The sequence below is a fragment of the Neisseria sp. RH3002v2g genome (assembly GCF_014596425.2).
In the GTDB taxonomy this organism is placed as follows: domain Bacteria; phylum Pseudomonadota; class Gammaproteobacteria; order Burkholderiales; family Neisseriaceae; genus Neisseria.
The window spans coordinates 29,308-44,618 of sequence record NZ_CP110721.1; the positions used below are offsets into that span (position 1 = coordinate 29,308).

The window sequence follows — 15,311 nt, forward strand, 5'->3', positions numbered from 1 at the left end:
GTCGGCCACTTGCCCAAACCGCCGATTCAAGCCATAATCGGGAAATGTGCAGGAGAGAGCTACATCCAACTACATGTGGCCACCGAAGGCGCAGACACCCTTAAATCGCTCAGGTATCAGGGACTGCACATTGAAACAAACAATCTGGAGAGCGGCGTTTGAATAACGTCCACCGAAGGGGAGAAGGCCGTCTGAACCACCATTCAGACAACCGCGCAAAACAGTGAGCAGACTGGTTTGCCATCCAGCGGATACGGCCGAAAATCTCAGGTTCAAGGACAGATAGGGTCATCCGCGCATAGGTGCGCGGGCGGCATCTGAACAATAAATCCGGAGAAACTTGAGAATGACTGCCCTGAAAACCACCCCGTTTTATCAAGCCCATCAAGATGCAGGCGCGAAGCTGGTAGATTTTGCCGGCTGGGAGCTGCCCATCCATTATGGTTCACAAATCGCCGAACACGAAGCCGTGCGCACCGACGCCGGTATGTTCGACGTATCCCACATGCTTGTTACCGACGTAGCAGGCGCAAATGCCAAAGCCTTTTTCCGCAAATTGATTGCCAACGATGTCGCCAAACTTGCTTTTGTCGGCAAAGCCCTTTATTCCGCGCTGCTCAACGACAACGGCGGCGTGATTGACGACTTGATTGTTTACCGCACCAACGAAGCCGAAACCCAATACCGCATCGTATCCAACGGCGCGACCCGCGAAAAAGACACTGCCCAATTCCACAAAGTCGGACAAGAGTTCGGCGTTGCCTTCAATCCGCGCTACGACCTCGGCATGCTCGCCGTACAAGGTCCTAAAGCCATCGAAAAACTTTTGACCGTCAAACCTGAATGGGCGGATGTCGTCCATAATCTCAAACCGTTCCAAGGCGCGGATTTGGGCAACGATTGGTTTGTCGCCCGCACCGGCTACACCGGCGAAGACGGCGTCGAAGTCATCCTGCCCGGCACCGAAGCCGTCGCATTCTTCAAAGCCCTGCAACAAGCCGGCGTACAGCCCTGCGGCCTCGGCGCACGCGACACCCTGCGCATGGAAGCCGGCATGAACCTCTACGGCAACGATATGGACGACGACACCAGCCCGCTCGAAGCAGGCATGGGTTGGACGGTTGATTTGAAAGACGAAAACCGCGATTTCGTCGGCAAAGCCGCCTTGCTGGCATTGAAAGAAAAAGGCGTTGCCGTCAAACAAGTCGGTTTGCTGCTCGACAAAGGCGGCATCCTGCGCGCGCATATGGAAGTGTTGACCGACAAAGGCAAAGGCGAAACCACCAGCGGCGTATTCTCGCCCAGCCTGAAACAATCCATCGCCATCGCCCGCGTACCGAAAGAATTTGACGGCGATACTGCCAAAGTGCTGATTCGCGGCAAGGAAGTCGATGTGCGCGTACTGAAGCTGCCGTTTGTGCGCAACGGACAGAAACAGTTTGACTGATGCGGTTTCAGACGACCTTTGTCAAAGTAAAGGTCGTCTGAAATAAAAAATGGGTATTGATTTACCTAAATTAAGAAGTTAGAAATGGTATTCAAATAAAAAAGAAAGTTTGTTGTGATGAATTATTGGATTGTAGGTGCCATGTTTGGTGGTGTGGATGATGCCTTAGAGAGCTTTATAGAACGGGGTTATTGGTATTGTTGGAATAAGAAGGTTCCAACGGGGGAAGAAAGTAAAGGACCAAATTCAATAGAAAGGCAGATTGAAAAATTCAAGGAGATTTCTATTGGAGATAAGATAGCAGTAAAGAAAATTCATAGTGTACCTGAACAAAAAATGGAAGTTAGAGCGTTGGGTATTGTGAAAGATATTGATTTTGAAGAATGGAGAGTTTATGTAGATTGGAAAGTGCAATTCAAACATTTGGAAAGAATTGTTGATTTACATGGCTGGTCGGCTTCTATTCATGGCCCATATCAATATTCAGATACTAGGATTCATAAAGTTTTTTGTTTGTAAGGTTTGCTTATACACTTACACTTAGTAGGAGAGTATCGCGAGATTCACTACTAGCTAAATTAAACCGTTCTTAAAGGAGAACCAAACCATGAGCAACAACATCCCAGCCGAATTGAAATACGTTGCCAGCCACGAATGGCTGCGCCTTGAAGAAGACGGTACCATCACTGTCGGTATTACCCACCACGCGCAAGAGCTGTTGGGCGACATCGTGTTCGTCGAGCTGCCCGAAGTCGGTGCAAACCTGGCTGCCGAAGAGCAAGCCGGTGTGGTTGAGTCTGTGAAAGCAGCGTCCGACGTATACGCGCCGATTGCAGGCGAAGTCGTTGCCGTCAACGAAGATTTGCCCAGCGCGCCGGAAACTGCCAACAGCGACCCTTACGGCGCAGGCTGGTTCTTCAAAATCAAACCTGCCAACCCTGCCGATTACGACGGTCTGTTGACTGCCGAACAATACGCAGGCGAAGTAGCTTGATTTTTGCAAACATCCAAACAGGTTTTACGCCTGTTTGATGGTGCAGGTCTTAGGTCGTCTGAAAAATACTTTCAGACGGCCTTTGTTTCAATTTTTCCTCAATAAACATGAATTACTGCGAATTTGTCGCCACGCTACCCAACGATACGGACAACCCCAACCAACATTATCACAACACGCAATACGGTTTTCCGATTGAGGACGACAATGAATTGTTTGAGCGGCTGGTGTTGGAAATCAATCAGGCAGGATTGAGTTGGACGCTGATGCTGAAGAAGCAGCAGGCATTTCAGACGGCATTTAAAGGTTTCGACATCGAGACGGTCGCCGCATTTGACGAAGCCGATATTGAGCGGCTGCTTGCCGATACAGGCATCGTCCGCAATCGCCTGAAAATTAATGCAGCCATTTATAACGCGCGACAAATCAAACAAATACAGCAAGAATACGGCTCATTCAAAAACTGGCTGGATGCACACCATCCGCTCGACAAGGCTGAATGGGTGAAGCTGTTTAAAAAACATTTCAAATTTGTCGGCGGCGAAATCGTCGGCGAATTTCTGATGAGTACCGGCTACCTGCCCGGCGCGCATGCGGAAAGCTGTCCGGTTTATAGGGAAATATTGGCATGTCGTCCGAAGTGGGCGGAGGCCGTCTGAAACAACATCTGAAAGAAAAAGCGGTTTTGATACCGATAACAAAAAAGGAGTAGAAATGAAACTATCTGAATTATTCAACCCGAACGAATTTGCCGCGCGCCATTTGAGCTTTGGCGACGAGGCTGCGCTTTTGGAAGCGCTCGGCGAGAAGAGCATGGACGATTTTGTCGGCAACACCGTGCCGCAAAGCATCCGTATGCCGTCCGAACTCGATTTGCCCGAAGCCTTGACCGAGGCGGACGCATTGGCGAAATTGAAAGGCATTGCGTCGAAAAACGTGATCAACAAGTCCTATATCGGTTTGGGCTATTACCCGACCCGCGTGCCGAACGTGATTTTGCGCAACGTGTTGGAAAATCCGGGCTGGTACACCGCCTACACGCCGTATCAGGCGGAAATCGCGCAGGGTCGTTTGGAAGCGTTGCTGAACTTCCAACAAGTGTGTATCGATTTGACCGGTTTCCCTGTGGCAGGCGCGTCTTTGTTGGACGAGGCGACCGCCGCCGCCGAAGCGATGGCGATGGCGCATCGCGTGGGCAAGGTGAAATCCGAGCGTTTCTTTGTGGACGAGCGCGTTTATCCGCAGACGTTGGACGTGATGAAAACCCGCGCCAAATATTTCGGCTTTGAGCTGGTGGTCGGCGATTTTGCCCAAGCGGATGAAGGCGAATACTTTGGCGCGCTGTTCCAATACGTCGGCAAAGACGGCGACGTGCAAGACTTGCAGGACGTTATCGGCCGTCTGAAAACCAAAGGCACGATTGTCGCCGTTGCCGCCGACATCATGAGCTTGGTCTTGCTGAAATCGCCTGCCAAATTGGGCGCGGACATCGCGCTGGGCAACACACAACGCTTCGGCGTACCGATGGGCTTCGGCGGGCCGCACGCCGCTTATTTCGCCTTTAAAGACGAGTTCAAACGCTCCGCCCCGGGCCGCATCATCGGCGTATCCAAAGACGCATCGGGCAAACCCGCGCTGCGCATGGCGTTGTCCACCCGCGAGCAACACATCCGCCGCGAAAAAGCCACGTCCAATATTTGTACCGCGCAGGCATTGCTGGCGAACTTGGCGGGCATGTACGCCGTTTATCACGGCCCCGAAGGCGTAAAACGCATCGCCAACCGCATTCACGCGCTGGCTTCCGCCTTTGCCGACGCGCTGGTTTCAGACGGCCTCAAAGTCGTTCACGAAGTCTTCTTCGATACCGTTACCGTCGATTTCGGCAGCAAAGAAAAAGCGGACAAAGTGTTCCAAACCGCTTTGGAATTGGGCTACAACCTGCGCCGCGTCAGCGACACCCGAATCGCCGCCGCCTTCCACGAAACGTCCGTGCGCGAAGACCTTGCCGTGTTGTACTACGCCTTCACCGGCAACAACACCTTCACGCTTTCAGACGACGTCAAAGGTCGTCTGAAAACCGAATTCCTGCGCCAAGACAATATCTTGCAACATCCCGTGTTCAACCGTTACCACACCGAACACGAAATGCTGCGCTACCTGAAGAAACTCGAAGACCACGATTTGGCGATGAACCGCAGCATGATTTCGCTGGGCAGTTGCACTATGAAGCTCAACGCCACCGCCGAAATGCTGCCGATTACTTGGGCGGAGTTCTCCGACATCCACCCCTACGCCCCCGAAACCCAAACCGCAGGCTACCGCGAACTCTTGACCGACATGGAAAACAGCCTGAAAGCCATCACCGGCTTTGACGCGATTTCCTTCCAGCCCAACTCCGGCGCGCAGGGCGAATACAGCGGTATGCTCGCCATCCGCCGCTATCAGGAAGCCCAAGGCCAAGCGCAGCGCAACATCTGCCTGATTCCCAAATCCGCCCACGGCACCAACCCCGCCACCGCCGCCATGCTCGGTTTGAAAGTCGTCGTCGTCGATACCGACGAACACGGCAACGTCAACATCGACGATTTGAAAGCCAAAGCCGAGCAACACCGCGACGCCTTGTCCGCCATCATGATTACCTACCCGTCCACCCACGGCGTGTACGAAGAAGGCATCCGCGACATCTGCCGCATCATCCATGAAAACGGCGGACAGGTTTACATGGACGGCGCCAACCTCAACGCCCAAATCGGCATCATGCAGCCCGCCGAAGTCGGCGCGGACGTGTTGCACATGAACCTGCACAAAACCTTCTGCATCCCCCACGGCGGCGGCGGCCCGGGCATGGGCCCCATCGGTCTGAAAGCCCACCTCGCCCCGTTTGCCCCAGGTCATACATTGACCGACACGCATAGCGCAAGTGCCGGGCAAACCGCCGTTTCCTCCGCCGCCTTCGGTTCCGCGTCCATCTTGCCGATTACCTGGATGTACCTGACCATGATGGGCAAACAAGGCATGGAACAGGCGACGCGCTGGGCATTGCTCAACGCCAACTACGTCGCCAAACGCCTGAGCGAAGACTATCCCGTTCTCTACACAGGCAAAAACGGCCGCGTCGCGCACGAATGTATCGTCGATTTGCGTCCGCTCAAAGCCGAAAGCGGCATTACCGAAACCGACATCGCCAAACGCCTGATGGATTACGGCTTCCACGCCCCGACCGTATCCTTCCCCGTTGCCGGCACGCTGATGATCGAACCGACCGAAAGTGAGAGCAAAGCCGAACTCGACCGCTTCATCGCCGCCCTGAAACAAATCAAGCAGGAAGTGCTGAAAGTCGAGAGCGGCGAATGGCCGAAAGACGACAACCCGCTGGTCAACGCCCCGCACACCGCCGCCGACGTAACCGGCGAATGGGCGCACCCGTACTCCCGCGAAGAAGCCGTCTTCCCGTTGCCGTTCGTGCGTGAAAACAAATTCTGGCCGAGCGTGAAACGTTTGGATGAGGTCTATGGCGACCGCAATCTGGTTTGCTCCTGCTTGCCGATTGACGCATACGAAGAATAAGCCTGAATAGGTTTAAAATTGAACAGGCTGTCTGAAAATGAAAATAGTTTTCAGACGGCCTTTTGTTTGTTAAGATATTCCGCCCGAGAACGTACGTTTGTTTTGGATAAAACAACAAATAAGGCTTTCGGAAAGATAAACGGCGCATGCCTTTGTTTGCGGATAAAACCAAAACGGCTTTCAACAACGATAAGCAAAAGGCCGTCTGAAAAACAGGAGGACACGATGGACGAACTTTTTATTCAAACGCTGACGATTGCCGGCTCCGATTCCGGTGGTGGCGCAGGCATACAGGCGGATTTGAAGACGTTTCAGATGCGCGGCGTGTTCGGCACCAGCGTACTGACCGCGGTTACCGCACAAAATACTTTGGGCGTATCGGCAGTGCATCCGATACCGACCGACATGATTGCCGCGCAGATTGCCGCGATTCAGGAGGATTTTCAAATCCGCGCTTATAAAATCGGCATGCTGGGTACGGCGGAAATCATCGAGTGCGTGGCGGAACAAACCGCCGAATGCGACTTCGGCAAACGCGTGTTGGATCCGGTTATGATTGCCAAAGGCGGCGCACCGTTGTTGGAAAACTCAGCCGTCGAAGCCATGAAACGCCTGCTGCTGCCGCATACGGACGTCTTGACGCCCAATCTGCCCGAAGCGCAGGCATTGACGGGTATCAATATTGAAAACCGCCAAGATGCGGAACGTGCCGCCAAAATTCTTCAGGATTGGGGTGTGAAAAATGTGGTGATTAAAGGCGGCCATCTTGCCGACAGCCAAAGCGAATATTGCACCGACTGGCTGTTTACGCCATACGAAACCATCGAGCTGAATAGTAAACGTTTCCCAACGCCGCATACGCATGGCACAGGCTGCACGTTTTCGGCCTGCATTACTGCCGAGCTGGCAAAAGGGTTTAGCGTGTCCGAGGCGGTTCAAACGGCAAAAAACTATATTGCCGCCGCCATTTCCCACCCTTTGGGCATCGGGGCAGGGCACGGGCCGGTCAATCATTGGGCGTATCGGGACGAATAATGCGTTTAGGCCAATTGTAATTGATTGTATTTTTCAGACGGCCTGACTAGGTTTATCACTTGAAATTGTTTACAATATCGGATTAATGCTTTTACGGATGAAAAACACACCATGCAAGTGACTTCAAAATGGATAGACGGAATGTGCTTCGTCGGTACAACGGCAAACGGACACAGCGTTGTGATGGAAGGCGCGGCGGCTGAAGGCGAAGTCAAGCGCGGCCCGAGCCCGATGGAGATGCTGTTGTTGGGTGTAGCAGGTTGTTCCAGCATCGATGTGGTGATGATTGCCGAGAAACAACGCCAAAAAATCACCGACTGCCGTGCTGAAGTGACTGCCAAACGCGCCGACACCGCGCCGCGCGTGTTTACCGAAATCCATATCCACTTCAAAGTGTATGGCCGGGGTTTGCAAGAAAGTGCGATTGAACGTGCCGTACAGATGTCCGCCGAAAAATATTGCTCCGCATCGATTATGCTGGGCAAAGCGGCAAAAATGAGCCACAGCTTCGAAATCGTCGAAGCAGAATAGGGCGGTTTTCAAGGAAAAAGCCGGAGCGTGAAACGGCTGCCCACAAAAAAGCAGATATATTCACGCATTAACATGAATATATCTGCTTGCTTTTTATTCCTTTTTCTCTCTCTCTATCAGCCTTTATAACTTGGCTTGTTGACCTCATTGTGCAAGTTTCGTTTAACATTGTCAACAATTTTTAATTATATTTTAACCAACCCTGAAATATGCAGGTCTGCAAGCCATTGCGCCTCAACACAAATACTGGGGAAACATTATGGATTACGAAAATAATACCAACGTTGCACCTGCAACTTCATCGCTTATTTTGGAAGAGCGTCACGATTCCGAGCTTTTCCGCGTGTATGCATTGATTTTGGACGGGATTACCGACCATCTGCTGCTGCCGGGCAAAAAATTGACCGAGTCCGAGCTGTGCCGGCAAATGGTTTGCTCGCGCAATACCGTGCGTGGCGCATTATCGCTTTTGGCGCACGACAAAATCGTCGATTTGCAGCCCAATCGCGGCGCATTTGTCCATGTGCCGGACTTGAAAGAAATGAAAGACGTGTTCAACACGCGTATCGAAATGGAAAGCATGATTTTGAGCGTCCTCATTGATATGCCTGATTTGGAAACGCGCCTGCAACCGCTTTACGCCATGATTGAGCAAGAGGCCGCAGCCTCCGAAAGCGGCGACCGCGTGGGTTGGAACCGCCTGTCCAATGCCTTCCATGTCGAATTGGCGAGGTTGCTGGACAACGACGTCCTGTTTGAAATCATGAATACCTTGTGTGCGCGTTCTTCACTGATTGTGGCCGTTTCCGATCCGCTTCGCAAAGAAAAGCGCACCATCAATTCCAATTCGCACCATGAACACCGCGAAATCCTCGATTTGTTGGTGGCCGGCAAGCGCAACCGTGTAACCAAAGTCATGCGCCGCCACTTGAGCGCGTGCATCGAACGCTTGGAACAGAAACTCGAAATGTAATCGGTTTGACAATAAAAAGGCCGCCTGAAATATTCAGACGGCCATTGGTTTATCCCTGCAAAGCAAAACGCTATGAAACCCAAAATCCAAAGACACGAACATATCCTCACCCTTATCCGCGAACATAACTTCATGACGGTGGAAGAGCTGGCGGCGAATTTGGATGTGACGCCGCAAACCATACGCCGCGATGTGCAGGAATTGAGCGAAACCGGACAGCTCAAACGCTATCACGGCGGCGCATCTTTGGGCGACGTTTCAGTCGTAACGGCAGGGCAGGAGCGGCGCAACCATCAGCAGCAGGAAAAAAACGCCATTGCCCGGCTGATTGCTTCCACCATTCCCGACAATGCCTCGCTCTTTATCAGCATCGGCACAACCATGGAAGCCGTCGCCGCCGAGTTGGTCAGACAGCGTAAAAACCTGCGGATTATCACCAACAACATTTACGCCGCCTCCATCACTGCGGCGCGTACCGACTACACGGTCATCATCGCTTCCGGCGTGGTCCGTCCGTTGGACGGCGGCATTACGGGTGTGGCAACCGTCGATTTCATCAACCAATTCAAAGTCGACTATGCCATCATGAGCACCCACGGCATAGAAAACGACGGCTCGCTTTTGGATGACGATTACAAGGAAGTCAGCGTCATGCAGGCAATGGTGAACAATGCCCGCGTGCGCTATCTCGGCGTCGACCACAGCAAGTTCAACAGCAATGCCTTGGTCAGACTGGGCGATATCGGCGCATTCGATAAGCTGTTTACTGACCGCACACCATCCGCCGCCATGCAGAAAACCCTAAACGAGCGCGGCGTAGCGTGGCAGGTTGCCGACCCTGTATCAAAGTAGCCAAGTCGGGTACAATTGAGCCATCATTCGATTCCTTTCAGACGGCTTGATTGAATGCCTAGGCCGTCTGAAAACAGAAAATCATTTTCCCATCAAAGAAATATTATGTTGAATAAAGACCAATTCGCGGACAACCACTTTATCCGCACCATCATTGAAGAAGACCTCAAAAGCGGCAAACATACAGCCATCCAAACCCGTTTTCCGCCCGAACCTAACGGCTACCTGCACATCGGCCACGCCAAATCCATCTGCCTGAACTTCGGTTTGGCGTATATTTATGACGGCTTGTGCAACCTGCGTTTCGATGACACCAACCCCGAAAAAGAAAACGATGAATACGTCAACGCCATCAAAGAAGACGTCGAGTGGCTCGGTTTCCATTGGGCGGGCGAGCCGCGTTTCGCTTCCAATTATTTCGACCAGCTTTACGACTACGCCGTCGGTTTAATCAAAGACGGCAAGGCCTATGTCGATGATTTGACGCCCGAAGAAATGCGTGAATACCGCGGTACGCTGACCGAAGCGGGCAAAAACAGCCCTTACCGCGACCGCAGCGTCGAAGAAAACCTCGACCTGTTCACGCGCATGAAAAACGGCGAATTCCCGGACGGCAGCAAAACCCTGCGCCTGAAAATCGACATGGCATCAGGCAATATCAATATGCGCGACCCCGTCATCTACCGCATCCGCCGCGCCCATCACCACAACACCGGCGACAAATGGTGCATCTACCCGATGTACGACTACACGCATTGCATCTCCGATGCCATCGAAGGCATCACGCATTCCTTGTGTACGCTCGAATTTGAAGCCCACCGCCCGCTGTACGACTGGGTGTTGGACAACATTCCTGCGCTGCACGCCACCCGTCCGCGTCAATACGAGTTTTCCCGTTTGGAGCTTCTGTATTCCATCACGTCCAAACGCAAGCTGAACCAACTGGTTTCGGACGGCCACGTTGCCGGCTGGGACGATCCGCGTATGCCGACCATTTCCGGTATACGCCGCCGCGGCTACACGCCCGAAGGCCTGCGCCTGTTTGCCAAACGCGCCGGTATTTCCAAATCTGAAAACGTGGTCGATATGAGCGTGTTGGAAGGCGCGATTCGCGAAGAGCTGGAAAACTCCGCCCCGCGCCTGATGGCGGTTTTGAATCCGCTCAAAGTCACCCTGACCAACTTTGAAGCCGGTAAAACCCAAAGCCGCCGTGCCGCGTTCCATCCGAACCACGAAGAAATGGGCGATCGCGAAGTACCTGTTTCACAAACCATCTACATCGAAGCCGACGACTTTGCCGAAAATCCGCCCAAAGGCTTCAAACGCCTGATTCCCGGCGGTGAAGTGCGCTTGCGCCACGGTTATGTCATCAAGTGCGATGAAGTGGTAAAAGACGAGGCAGGCAATGTAGTCGAACTCAAATGCAGCATCGACCACGATACCTTGGGCAAAAATCCCGAAGGCCGAAAAGTCAAAGGCGTGATTCACTGGGTGTCTGCCGAACACGCAGCAGAAATCAAAGTCCGCCTCTATGACCGCCTCTTTACCGTCGAGCGTCCCGATGCCGTGCGCGGCGAAGACGGCAACTACCTGCCGTTTACCGATTTCCTCAACCCTGAATCCATCAAGGAAATCACTGCCTACGCCGAGCCTGTTGCAAAAGATTTGCCGGCGGAGAGCCGTTGGCAGTTTGAACGCATCGGCTATTTCGTCACCGACCGCAAAGACCACAGCAAAGACACGCCGGTGTTTAACCGCACGGTAACGCTGAAAGATTCTTGGCAGCCTAAGTAATCTGTTTGTAACAGCGATACTGGAAGGCCGTCTGAAAACGTGAAATCCGGTTTTCAGACGGCCTTTGTCGATAAAAGGGATGTGATGGAACGTTATTCTGTACATTTGAAACTGCTGGGAATGGCGGTGTTGTGGGGCGCGTCCTGGCCGATGGGGCGGATGTTGGGGCAGTCGCTGCCGCCGCTGACGGGCGGGGCGGTTCGGTTTGTCTTGGCTTCGGTTTTGTTGTTGGGCTGGTTGTTTGCGCGTAGCAGGTTCACGACTTTGGCGGCTTTGTCGGCACGGCAATGGCTGGGTTTGACGGCAGCCGCTTCCGTCGGCGTGTGCGGCTATGCGGTGTTTTTTATGCTGGGTTTGCAGACTATGCCGGCAGGCAAAGCGGCGGTGGTTGTGGCGGTGAACCCCGTGTTGACGCTGCTGTTGGCAACTTGGTTTTTCGGCGAGCGTTTAAATGCGAAGATTTTGGCGGGTATGCTGCTGGCGGTCGGCGGTGCCATTATGGTGGTAACGCAAGGGCAGCCGTTGACGGTATTGTCGGGCGGCATCAAGGCGGGGGAGTGGCTGATTTTCGGCTGCGTGGTCTGTTGGGCGGCTTATACCTTAATTGGTCGTGCGGTTTTGCGCGGGATAGACGCGCTGACGGTAACGACGGCAACGTCGTTCATTGGTGCGTTGATGTTGTCGGTGGTGGCGTTGTGGACGGACGGAATACCGTTTGAAGCGATAGCGGCAATGGATGGGCGCGGTTGGACGGCCTTGGCGTGGCTGGTCATCGGTGCGACGGTATTGGCCTATGCGTGGTATTTCGAAGGTGTAAAGACTTTGGGCGCAGGCAGCGCGGCGGCATATATTACGCTCGTGCCGATTTTCGGTGTGCTGTCTTCGGCGTGGTTTTTGGGCGAACCACTGCATATTTCGCTGGTCGCAGGCTGTGCGGCGGCGGTCGGCGGCATGACGCTGATGAGGTACGGGCAGAGGGCCGTCTGAAGTTGGGTAAATACTCGGATTTTTGGCGATAGGGTTGCGATTGCCAAGCTGTTGCCGGCCATAATCTTATTGCATGGTAAGATTATGGTCTCGGCTCAGCGTTCGATTTAAAAATTTGACACCCTGCCTCCAACTGCCTAAAATTCAACTTTCTCAAAAATCTACCGTATCCTGCGGCACGATTTCATACTTTCAGACGGCCTGTGTGCCATCTCTCTGATACCATCCAAAATATATCAATACTATGCACGTTTCAGAACTCCAAACCCTCCACATTTCCAAACTCTTGGAAATGGCAGAAGAACATGGCATTGAAAATGCCAACCGTTTCCGCAAACAAGACCTCGTTTTTGCCATCGTCCGCCAGATGATGAAGCAGAATGTCAGCTTTACCTGTTCCGGTACGCTCGAAATCCTGCCTGACGGCTTCGGTTTCTTGCGCAGCGCGGATACTTCTTACCTTGCCGGTCCTGACGATATTTATGTTTCGCCCACGCAAATCCGCCGCTTCAATCTGCACACCGGCGACACCATCGAAGGCAGCGTACGCGTACCTAAAGACAACGAGCGCTATTTCGCGCTTGTCCGCCTCGATACCATCAACGGCGATCAGCCTGAAGTCTGCAAACACAAAATCCTTTTTGAAAACCTCACGCCTTTATTTCCAACCGAACAATTCAAACTCGAGCGCGACATCAAAGCCGAAGAGAATCTGACCGGCCGCGCCATCGACTTGGTTTCCCCGATCGGTAAAGGCCAACGTGCATTGTTGGTGGCGCCGCCTAAAACCGGTAAAACCGTGATGTTGCAAAACATTGCACACGCCATTACCGCCAATTATCCCGATGTCGAGCTGATTGTCCTGTTGATTGACGAGCGTCCGGAAGAAGTGACCGAAATGAGCCGTTCTGTACGCGGCGAAGTGGTTTCCTCTACGTTTGACGAGCCTGCGCAACGCCATGTACAAGTGGCCGAGATGGTGATTGAAAAAGCCAAACGCATGGTCGAACACAAAAAAGACGTGGTCATCCTGCTGGATTCGATTACCCGTTTGGCGCGTGCCTACAATACCGTCGTGCCGACTTCGGGCAAAATTTTGACCGGCGGTGTCGATGCCAACGCTTTGCACCGTCCGAAACGCTTCTTCGGTGCCGCGCGTAATGTGGAAGAGGGCGGTTCGCTTACCATTATTGCGACAGCGCTTGTTGAAACCGGCAGCCGCATGGACGACGTGATTTACGAAGAGTTCAAAGGTACGGGCAATATGGAATTGCACCTTGACCGCCGCATGGCAGAAAAACGCCTGTTTCCGGCCATCAGCATCAATAAATCCGGTACGCGCCGCGAAGAATTGCTGGTACCGAACGATCAGTTGCAGCGCATGTGGCTCTTGCGTAAATTCCTCCATCCGATGGATGAAATCGAAGCGACCGAGTTTTTGGTGGGCAAACTCAAAGACTCCAAAAACAATGACGATTTCTTTGAATTGATGCGCGGTAAATAAACATAAGGCCGTCTGAATATGTTTCAGACGGCCTTTGCTTCATTTTAGGAAACGCTTATGAATACCCGAATGAATTGGCAAAACTTATTGTCCACCCAACGCTTCCGTCCCAAAAACGGCGAAATCGTGCCCACCGTTACCCCTTCGACTCAGGAAGGTGCTGATGCTTTGCGTACGGATTTTCACATCGATTACGACCGGGTCGTTTTTTCCGGAGCCTTCCGCCGCCTTGGCCGAAAAACGCAAGTGCATCCGCTGGCGCAACATGACTTGACGCACAACCGCCTGACGCACAGTGTTGAAGTAGCCAGCGTGGGCAGGAGCTTGGGCAACCGCGTGGGCGTGATGTTGCACAACGGCGGTTTTTTGCCGCAGGGCAATACGCCCAGCGATATTGGTGCCGTGGTGCAGGTTGCCTGTTTGGCGCATGATTTGGGTAATCCGCCGTTTGGCCATACCGGCGAAGATGCTTTGCGCGATTGGTTCAGACGGCCTGAACATCAAATTTATCTGAACACATTAAATGAAGCGGAACGCAACGATATTCAAACCTATGAAGGCAATGCGCATAGCCTGCGTATCGTCGCCAGCCTTGAAATGTATCCGGAGGCGGGTGGAATGCGCCTGACTGCGGCAGCCATCGGCGCATTGTTGAAATATCCGTGGACAACGCAACATCCAAACGGCAGAAAGAAATTCAATATTTATCAAACCGAGTTGCCGTTTATCCGTCAAGTTGCTGACGAATTGGGGCTGGTTTCCGCGGGAGTAGATAGCTGGGCGCGCCATCCTTTGTCTTATTTGATGGAGGCCGCCGACGATATTTGCTATGCCTTGCTGGACTTGGAAGATGCCGTCGAATTGGATTTGCTCACGGATACGGAAGTAGAAAGTATTTTGTCCGAGCTGACCTTTGCCGAAAGCGCGTGGCACGCCAGCTCCAGCCGTCAGCGTTGCGCCATGTTGCGCGGCATTGCGATCGGCAAGGCGATTGATGATGTCGCACAAACCTTTATGCTGCATCAGTCTGATTTACTGGACGGAACATTCAAAGGCAAAGATTTGCTGGCTTTGTGTAGCCCGCAAGTGCAAAATACTTTGGCAAAAGCAAAAGAATTGGCGCAAACACGGATTTTCCGCCATCACACCAAGCTCTTGACCGAAATCGCCACGTTCCCATGCTTAGGCTCTATCTTAGATTTGCTTGTCCCTGCCGCTTATGCCCTGATTGCAGAAAAACAGTTGGCAACGCGTCAGTCTTTGGCGTTGGAATTATTGAAAAAGCACAATCCGATTCTTCCTGAAGACAGTCTGTATCAGGCCTATATGAAGATTTTGGATTTTGTCGGCGGCATGACCGATAATTCCGCCGCCAAAATGGCGCAGGATTTGTCAGGAGTAGGGATTTTACGTTAATCTTATATTGTTTAATTTCAAATAGTTAAATAAAAATATAAAAAATATTCGTGAAAAGAGTAGACAGGTTTTAGGAAAGCCTATATTATTCGGTCTTCTTGATTCACAACGCACTAGCGAAGTGATGAGGATGCACCCGTAGCTCAGTTGGATAGAGTATCTGGCTACGAACCAGAGGGTCGGGCGTTCGAATCGCTCCGGGTGCGCCACA

At 52.6% G+C, this 15,311-nt stretch carries 13 protein-coding genes, 1 tRNA gene and 1 riboswitch; all 14 genes read left to right on the top strand.

Annotated elements, in window-relative coordinates; translation table 11 throughout:
* Window positions 1-39: 39 nt before the first annotated feature.
* Window positions 40-136: riboswitch (glycine riboswitch) on the top strand.
* 210 nt (window positions 137-346) lie between these two features.
* Complete coding sequence (gene gcvT, locus BBP27_RS00130; protein ID WP_188211896.1) at window positions 347-1,447, top strand: glycine cleavage system aminomethyltransferase GcvT; 1,101 nt, start codon at window positions 347-349, stop codon at window positions 1,445-1,447.
* A gap of 117 nt (window positions 1,448-1,564) precedes the next feature.
* On the top strand, window positions 1,565-1,966 hold the full coding sequence (locus BBP27_RS00135; RefSeq protein WP_070774256.1) for a hypothetical protein: 402 nt from the start codon (window positions 1,565-1,567) through the stop codon (window positions 1,964-1,966).
* An 88-nt stretch (window positions 1,967-2,054) separates the two neighbouring features.
* Window positions 2,055-2,441, top strand: a complete 387-nt coding sequence (gene gcvH, locus BBP27_RS00140) for a glycine cleavage system protein GcvH (RefSeq protein WP_070734733.1) — start codon at window positions 2,055-2,057, stop codon at window positions 2,439-2,441.
* A gap of 107 nt (window positions 2,442-2,548) precedes the next feature.
* Complete coding sequence (locus tag BBP27_RS00145) at window positions 2,549-3,100, top strand: DNA-3-methyladenine glycosylase I (RefSeq protein WP_188211895.1); 552 nt, start codon at window positions 2,549-2,551, stop codon at window positions 3,098-3,100.
* Between the two features lie 55 nt (window positions 3,101-3,155).
* Complete coding sequence (gcvP, locus tag BBP27_RS00150; protein ID WP_188211894.1) at window positions 3,156-6,008, top strand: aminomethyl-transferring glycine dehydrogenase; 2,853 nt, start codon at window positions 3,156-3,158, stop codon at window positions 6,006-6,008.
* 225 nt (window positions 6,009-6,233) lie between these two features.
* Entirely contained in the window at window positions 6,234-7,043 is an 810-nt protein-coding gene (thiD, locus tag BBP27_RS00155) for a bifunctional hydroxymethylpyrimidine kinase/phosphomethylpyrimidine kinase (protein WP_049328565.1), read from the top strand.
* Window positions 7,044-7,154: 111 nt separating this feature from the next.
* The gene (locus BBP27_RS00160; RefSeq protein WP_003748849.1) at window positions 7,155-7,574 is read left to right on the top strand and encodes an OsmC family protein; all 420 of its coding nucleotides are present in this window, start codon (window positions 7,155-7,157) and stop codon (window positions 7,572-7,574) included.
* A gap of 259 nt (window positions 7,575-7,833) precedes the next feature.
* Complete coding sequence (locus BBP27_RS00165) at window positions 7,834-8,547, top strand: GntR family transcriptional regulator (protein ID WP_049348122.1); 714 nt, start codon at window positions 7,834-7,836, stop codon at window positions 8,545-8,547.
* A gap of 72 nt (window positions 8,548-8,619) precedes the next feature.
* A complete protein-coding gene (locus BBP27_RS00170) occupies window positions 8,620-9,399 on the top strand; it encodes a DeoR/GlpR family DNA-binding transcription regulator (protein WP_070836822.1) in 780 nt (259 codons plus the stop codon).
* A gap of 105 nt (window positions 9,400-9,504) precedes the next feature.
* A complete protein-coding gene (locus BBP27_RS00175) occupies window positions 9,505-11,193 on the top strand; it encodes a glutamine--tRNA ligase/YqeY domain fusion protein (protein WP_188211893.1) in 1,689 nt (562 codons plus the stop codon).
* A gap of 84 nt (window positions 11,194-11,277) precedes the next feature.
* Window positions 11,278-12,180: a DMT family transporter gene (locus tag BBP27_RS00180; RefSeq protein ID WP_188211892.1), complete on the top strand. Its 903-nt coding sequence runs from the start codon at window positions 11,278-11,280 to the stop codon at window positions 12,178-12,180.
* Between the two features lie 244 nt (window positions 12,181-12,424).
* Window positions 12,425-13,684 carry a transcription termination factor Rho gene (rho, locus tag BBP27_RS00185; RefSeq protein ID WP_003680905.1) on the top strand — a complete coding sequence of 420 codons (1,260 nt, stop codon included), beginning with the start codon at window positions 12,425-12,427 and terminating at the stop codon, window positions 13,682-13,684.
* 57 nt (window positions 13,685-13,741) lie between these two features.
* Entirely contained in the window at window positions 13,742-15,100 is a 1,359-nt protein-coding gene (locus tag BBP27_RS00190; RefSeq protein WP_150537236.1) for a deoxyguanosinetriphosphate triphosphohydrolase, read from the top strand.
* Window positions 15,101-15,232: 132 nt separating this feature from the next.
* A tRNA-Arg gene (locus BBP27_RS00195) sits at window positions 15,233-15,309 on the top strand.
* The last annotated feature ends 2 nt before the right edge of the window (window positions 15,310-15,311 follow it).